The organism is Kitasatospora sp. NPDC007106 (assembly GCF_040634455.1).
Classification (GTDB): Bacteria; Actinomycetota; Actinomycetes; order Streptomycetales; family Streptomycetaceae; genus Kitasatospora; species Kitasatospora arboriphila.
Genome location: NZ_JBEYFP010000353.1, coordinates 1 through 6,191 on the forward strand (window position 1 = coordinate 1; position 6,191 = coordinate 6,191).

Here is a 6,191-nt window from a genome sequence, read left to right on the forward strand (position 1 = left end):
CGGCGCCCGGTTCACGGTGGAACTGCCCGAGGCCCTGCACCCGGTGGAGACGGCATGATCGACGTACTGGTGGTGGACGACGACTTCCGGGTCGCCGAGGTGCACGCGGCGTACGTCGCCAAGGTGCCCGGCTTCCGGGTCACCGGGCGGGCGCACAGCGCGGCCGAGGCCCTCGCCAGCCTGGAGCGCTCCCCCGTCGACCTGGTGCTGCTCGACCACCACCTGCCGGACGAGACCGGTCTCGCCCTGGTGCGGCGGCTGCGCGAGGGCGGCATCGGCTGCGACGTGATGATGGTGACCGCCGCCCGGGACGTGACCACCGTGCACGCCGCGATGCAGCACGGCGCCCTGCAGTACCTGGTGAAGCCGTTCACCTTCGCCGGGCTGCGGGAGAAGCTCACCGGGTACGCCGAGCTGCGCCACGCCCTGGCCGGCGCGGCCACCCGGGAGGCCGGCCAGGACGAGGTCGACAGGATGTTCGCGGCCCTGCGGAGCGCCGCCGCGCCGGCCGCGCTGCCGAAGGGCCACTCCGCCCCGACCACCGATCTGGTGCTCGGGGCGCTGCGCGGAGCCGGGCAGTCGCTGTCCGCCCAGGAGGTCGCGGACGCCACCGGCCTGTCCCGGTCGACGGCGCAGCGGTACCTGAAGCAGCTGGCCCGGGACGGGCGGCTGCGGTTGAGCCTGCGGTACGGCGACACGGGCCGGCCGGAGCACCAGTACGGGCTCGCCGCCGGGCGGTAGGGCGAGGGGCGGCGGGGCGTGGCCGCGCCGCCCGTGGTCTGTCCCGGGGCCGGCCGGCCGAGGCGTACGCGGTTTCCCACGCCGTTGGCAGGGCAGCCGCCTGACGTTCGGTCATTTGTCGGGCACTCACGGTGGCGATTCTGTCACGGACATGACATAGTCGCCACAAGAAACCCGACAAGGCTCTGATTCAAAGGAGAACAGTGCCATGATTTCACGTATCGCAGGCCTGGCTGCTGCTGTGGCAACGATCAGCACCCTGACCTCGGGAACCGCGGCTGCTGCGCCCCAGCCCGCGTGCCCCGCGTCGATCACCCGGCCATGCGTCTGGCAGCAGCCGAGCACCGAGGGCGTGGTGGGCGCGGCCCGCCTCGACACCGCGGACCATACCCGGCCCACGCTGCTCCGCGTCGAGGTGCGGATCCAGCGCGCCTGGGGCCGCCCCTGGGAGACGGTGGCCAGCTCCACGCTGGTCGCCAGCACCGGGACGCTCTCGCTGACCACCCCGGCCGTCCGCACCGACTACCGCACCATCGTCTGTGCCACCGGAGGCCCCGCCGACGCGCCCGAGCTGCACAGCACCAACTGCACGCTCTGACGCACCGTCACCGGCGCCGCGGGCAGGCCTGGAGCATCCGTGGGGGAGCTCTAGACCGCCCCGGCGCCGGTGAGCGAGCGGACCTCCATCTCGGCGAAGCCGTCCGGGTCGGCCGGCTCGCGGTCGGTCACCGTGCCGGTCCAACCCGCCAGGAAACCCAGCGGGATCGACACCAGGCCCGGGTTCTCCAACGGGAAGAGGTGGAAGTCCACGCCCGGCAGGAGGGACGCGGGCGTGCCGGACACCACCGGCGAGAACACCACCAGCAGCACCGCGGGCACCAGCCCGCCGTACACCGCCCAGACCGCCCCGCGGGTGGTGAAACGCCGCCAGAACAGGCTGTACAGCAGGGTCGGCAGGTTCGCGGAGGCGGCCACGGCGAAGGCCAGGCCGACCAGGAAGGCCACGTTCAGGCGCTGCGCGAACAGGCTCAGCACGATCGCCAGCGCGCCGATCGCCACCGCGGACAGCCGCGCCGCCAGCACCTCCTGGTGCTCCGTCACCTGCGGGCCGTCGCCGCGCCGCCACGCCCCGGCGTACAGGTCGTGCGCGAAGGCCGCCGACGAGGCCAGGGTGAGCCCGGCGACCACGGCGAGGATGGTGGCGAACGCGATGGCCGAGATCAGCGCGAACAGCAGCACCCCGCGGGTGCTGCCGGTACCACCGCCGAGCTCCGCCGCGAGCAACGGCACGGCCGTGTTCCCCGCCGGGTTGGCGCGCCGCACCTCCGCGGAGCCGACCAGGGCGGCCGCGCCGAGGCCGAGCACCACCGCCATCAGGTAGAAGCCGCCGACCAGGCCGATCGCCCAGATCGTGGAGCGCCGGGCGGCCCGCGCCGTCGGCACGGTGTAGAACCGGCAGACGATGTGCGGCAGCCCCGCGGTGCCGAGCACCAGGGCGAGGCCCAGACTGACGAAGTCGAGCCGGCTGGTGAGGCTCGCCCCGTAGCGCAGGCCGGGCTCCAGGTAGGCGGCGCCGGCGCCGCTGCGGTCGGCCGCCGTCCGCATCAGCTCGGCGACGTCGCCGTGGAAGCGGACGAGCACCAGGACGGTCAGCAGCACCGAACCCGCGACCAGCAGCACCGCCTTGACGATCTGGATCCAGGTCGTCGCCCGCATCCCGCCGATCGTCACGTAGACGATCATCAGGGCGCCGACGCCGACGATCGTCCAGGCCTTCGCCGGGCCGTCGCCGGTGCCGAGCAGCAGCGCCACCAGGCTGCCCGCGCCGACCATCTGCGCCACCAGGTACAGCAGCGAGACCACCAGCCCGGCGGTGCCCGCGGCGGCCCGGACGGGCCGGGCGCGCATCCGCACCGCCAGTACGTCGGCCAGCGTGTAGCGCCCGGCGTTGCGGACGAGCTCGGCGACCAGCATCAGCACCAGCAGCCAGGCCACCAGGAAGCCGATGCTGTACAGCACGCCGTCGTAGCCGTACAGCGCGATCAGCCCGGTGACGCCGAGGAAGGAGGCGGCGGACAGGTAGTCGCCGGAGAGGGCGAGGCCGTTCTGCAGCGGACTGAAACCGCGGCCGCCGGCGTAGAAGTCCTCGGCGGCCCGGCCGCGGCGGCCGGCCCACAGCGTGATGCCCAGGGTGACCAGGACGACGACGGCGAACAGTGCGACGGCCAGCCCGTGGCGGCCGGGCGACCAGGCGCCCGCGGCGAGGACGGTACGGGCGCTCACCGGAGCCGGTCCTGGGTGTCCCAGCGCAGCTCCAGGGCGGCCCGGTCACGCTTGGTGCGGGCGTTGCGGGCGTACCGCCAGGTCAGCAGGAAGGTCGAGGCGAACTGGCCGAGGGCGAGCACCCAGGCGACGCTCAGCGGGCCCACCAGCTGACGGCGCATCACCTCAGGTGCGGCGGCCTGGGCGACCAGGTAGAGCAGGTACCAGCCGAGGAACAGCGCCGTCGCGGGGAGGACGAAGCCCCGGTGGTCGCGGCGGATCCGGGCGAACGCCTCGCTGGACTGCACCGCCCGGTACACCTCGGCGGCGTCCGCCGCAGCGGGAGCGGGGACCGCCGGCGCGGGTGCGTCCCCGGCGCCCGCAGCGGACGCGGACGGGGCGGCCTGCGCCGGTACCCCGGCCCGCCGGGCGGCGGGCCGGCCCGGCAGCCGGTCGGCCCACCAGTCGAAGCTCTGCTGCTGCGCCACGAACGCTCCTGGACGGGGACGCACGCGCGCGCGGCGTCCGGCACGGCGCCGGAACGGAAGCCTCCGGCCGCTGACCCGACCAGAATGGGACCGCCGTCCGCCGCTGCGCCAATCGACGCAGGAACGTTCACCCAAACTGATGAGCGGGGTCCGGCCTCACGAACTCCGGGAAATTCCATGCCGATAGGCGTACGCCACGGCCTGCGCGCGGTCCCGCACCGCGGTCTTCGCGAAGAGGTTGTTGATGTGCGTCTTCACCGTGGACGGGCTGACGAACAGCTCGGCCGCGATCTCCGCGTTGGAGAACCCCTCCGCGATCAGCGCCAGCACCTCGGCCTCCCGGGCGGTCAGGCCGTCCGGCAGCGCGGGCGGCGCGGGCGGCGCCGACGAGCGCTGCGGCTCCGGGGGCCGCTGCGGCTCTGTGGGCCTCGGGTCGCGGGGCTGCCCCGACAGGCTCTCCAGCAGCCGCCGTTGCACCTGCGGCGACAGCCCGGCCGCACCGGAGCGGACGTCCGCGATCGCCCGGGCGATCTCCTCCGCCCCGGCGTCCTTCGTCAGGTAGCCGCGGGCGCCGGCCCGCAGCGCCGGGAAGAGCGAGTCGTCGTCGGCGTACGTGGTGAGCACCACCACCTCCGTGCCGGGGTGCCCGGCCCGGATCCGCCGGGTCGCCTCGACGCCGTCGCAGCGCGGCATCCGCAGGTCCATCAGCACCACGTCCGGCGCGAGTTCGGCGACCAGGCGCACCGCCTCCTCGCCGTCCGCGGCCGCACCGACCACCTCGATCCCCGGCAGCAGGCCCAACAGCATCACGATGCCCTCGCGCACCACGGTCTGGTCGTCCGCGACGACCACCCTGGTGACCGGCCCCGCGCTCACGCCGGCACCCTCAGCAGCACCCGCCAACCTCCGTCCTCGGGACCTGCGGACAGCTCACCGCCGAGCAGTTCGGCGCGCTCCCGCATCCCCAGCAGACCGTACCCGGAACCACTGTCGGCCAGCCCCTCCGGGGAGCCGCCGCGCGCCGGGCGGGAGTTGCGCACCTCCAGCTCCACGGCGTCCGGCAGGTAGGCGAGCCGCACCGCGACCCGGCTGCCCGGCGCGTGCTTACGGGCGTTGGTGACCGCCTCCTGCGCCACCCGGCGCACCGCCAGGCCGGACTCGGCGGGCAGCGGCCGCGGCCGGCCCTCGATCGCCAGCGCAGCCCGCTCACGGTCCGTCAGCTCGACCAGGAAGTCGCCGACCGGGGTGAGTTCGCCGCGCAGCGCGGACAGTGCCTGCCGGGTCTCCGCCAGCCCCTCCTGGGCCATCCGACGGGCCGCCACCACCCGCTCGCGGACCTGCTCGCGCTCCGCACCGCGGTCCAGCATCAACCGGGCCGCCTCCAGGTGGACGAGCTGCGCGGAGAGGCTGTGCGCCAGCACGTCGTGGATCTCCCGGGCGATCCGGGCCCGCTCGGCGAGCGCGGCGCTCTCCGCCTCGGCCGCGCGGGCCGCCCGCTCCTGTTCGAGCAGCCGCCGCTGGGTGCCGCGCGCCTCGGCGTCCAGCCGCAGCAGGTAGCCGAGCAGGCCGAGCCCGCCGGCCGTGGTCAGACCCGCGACCAGCGCCTCTCCGCTCATCAGCGCGTACGAGACGAGGGCCGCGCCGGTGACGGCCGCCCCGGCGGCCAGCGGCAGGCGGACCAGCGCGAGGACGGCGAGGCCGCCCCAGAGGATCCCGGCCAGGGTGTCCGCGCCGCCGTCCTTCGCCAGTGCGGCGATCACCAGCAGGCCCGCCGCGCAGGCCAGCGCGGGCCACAGCCGGCGGGCCCGGGAGGCGAGGTGGAAGCCGACCAGCAACCCGGCCGACTCCGCCATCCAGCCGCCCGCGACGACGGCCGCCCAACCGGTGAACCGGCCGGTGGAGAAGGTGCCCCACACCACCACGGCCAGCAGGACCAGCCGGCCGCCGGCGGTGATCACCTGCCGGGGCCGAGTGGCCGGTTCCCGGTGGGACGCGCTGCCGGCGGGCCAGCCGAGCCAGAACTCCAGGGTCACCCAAGGCTCCTCACGCACGGTCAGAGGACGGCGGGCCGGTCGAAGGTCTGCGCCACCCGCAGCTTCAGCACCGCACCGCGGACCAGCAGCAGCACGCCCAGCGACAGCAGCAGCACGGCGGTGCTCTGGTGCACGTGCAGTGCGCCGCCGAGGGCGTACCAGCCGATCCTCAGCACGATCATGCCCACCCAGGCGGCCACCGTGGCGCGGGTGCCCTTCGCCCAGACCGTGCCGTCGGCCTCCTGCCACAGCCGCACCGTCCACCCCCAGACGCAGCCCATGGCGAGCACCGTCAGCAGCGAACCGGCCAGCACGGCCACGGCCGCCACGCGGTGGTCGCGGTCGATCAGCGCCGGGTCGCGCAGCGCGACCACGGCCAGCACCAGCGGCACCAGCCAGAAGCGGCCCCCGGTCTCGATCAGGCGCGCCTTCATCTGGCGGGTGACCACCAGGGCGACCACCGCGAGGGCGACCAGCACGTTGGCGAGGGCGGCGAGGGACGACATGGCGGGCTCCCGGTGAGAGGTCGGCTGACCTCTCCGACGCTACGGACCGGGCGTCCCGCGCACCTCGGAGCGCGGGTCGAGATCCGCGACGACGTACTTCGGGGGGGTGGACATCCATGTCGGTATAGGACAACTTTTTAAAACACTTAAAACAATAAATA

7 protein-coding genes are annotated in these 6,191 nt (G+C 74.6%); 2 read left to right on the forward strand and 5 right to left on the reverse strand.

Going from position 1 to position 6,191, the window contains the following annotated elements; all coding sequences use genetic code 11:
- Positions 1-54: 54 nt before the first annotated feature.
- Both ABZ641_RS23090 and ABZ641_RS23095 read left to right on the forward strand, forming a co-directional pair.
- The gene (locus ABZ641_RS23090; RefSeq protein WP_344623266.1) at positions 55-741 is read left to right on the forward strand and encodes a response regulator; all 687 of its coding nucleotides are present in this window, start codon (positions 55-57) and stop codon (positions 739-741) included.
- A 208-nt stretch (positions 742-949) separates the two neighbouring features.
- Complete coding sequence (locus ABZ641_RS23095) at positions 950-1,339, forward strand: hypothetical protein (protein WP_344623265.1); 390 nt, start codon at positions 950-952, stop codon at positions 1,337-1,339.
- 50 nt (positions 1,340-1,389) lie between these two features.
- On the opposite strand, the gene ABZ641_RS23100 is transcribed toward ABZ641_RS23095, so the two are convergent.
- The 5 genes from ABZ641_RS23100 to ABZ641_RS23120 all read right to left on the reverse strand — a co-directional run bounded on the left by ABZ641_RS23100 (position 1,390) and on the right by ABZ641_RS23120 (position 6,030).
- Positions 1,390-3,024 (reverse strand): cation acetate symporter, encoded by a 1,635-nt coding sequence (locus tag ABZ641_RS23100; RefSeq protein ID WP_344623264.1) that lies wholly within the window; start codon positions 3,022-3,024, stop codon positions 1,390-1,392.
- Positions 3,021-3,491, reverse strand: coding sequence for a DUF485 domain-containing protein (locus ABZ641_RS23105; RefSeq protein ID WP_344623263.1), 471 nt, complete (start codon positions 3,489-3,491; stop codon positions 3,021-3,023). The genes ABZ641_RS23100 and ABZ641_RS23105 overlap by 4 nt, the downstream gene beginning before the upstream one ends.
- Before the next feature lie 156 nt (positions 3,492-3,647).
- Positions 3,648-4,367: a response regulator transcription factor gene (locus tag ABZ641_RS23110; RefSeq protein WP_359984490.1), complete on the reverse strand. Its 720-nt coding sequence runs from the start codon at positions 4,365-4,367 to the stop codon at positions 3,648-3,650.
- Positions 4,364-5,524 carry a histidine kinase gene (locus ABZ641_RS23115; protein WP_359984493.1) on the reverse strand — a complete coding sequence of 387 codons (1,161 nt, stop codon included), beginning with the start codon at positions 5,522-5,524 and terminating at the stop codon, positions 4,364-4,366. Before ABZ641_RS23115 ends, ABZ641_RS23110 begins: the two co-directional genes overlap by 4 nt.
- Before the next feature lie 20 nt (positions 5,525-5,544).
- Positions 5,545-6,030 (reverse strand): DUF1453 domain-containing protein, encoded by a 486-nt coding sequence (locus ABZ641_RS23120; protein WP_344623260.1) that lies wholly within the window; start codon positions 6,028-6,030, stop codon positions 5,545-5,547.
- Between the last annotated feature and the right edge of the window lie 161 nt (positions 6,031-6,191).

Bases quoted from the DNA above. Each gene is read 5' to 3' on its own strand.
- ABZ641_RS23095 (WP_344623265.1), top strand. From the start codon at position 950: ATGATTTCACGTATCGCAGGCCTGGCTGCTGCTGTGGCAACGATCAGC.
- ABZ641_RS23090 (WP_344623266.1), top strand. From the start codon at position 55: ATGATCGACGTACTGGTGGTGGACGACGACTTCCGGGTCGCCGAGGTG.
- ABZ641_RS23120 (WP_344623260.1), bottom strand. From the start codon at position 6,030: ATGTCGTCCCTCGCCGCCCTCGCCAACGTGCTGGTCGCCCTCGCGGTG.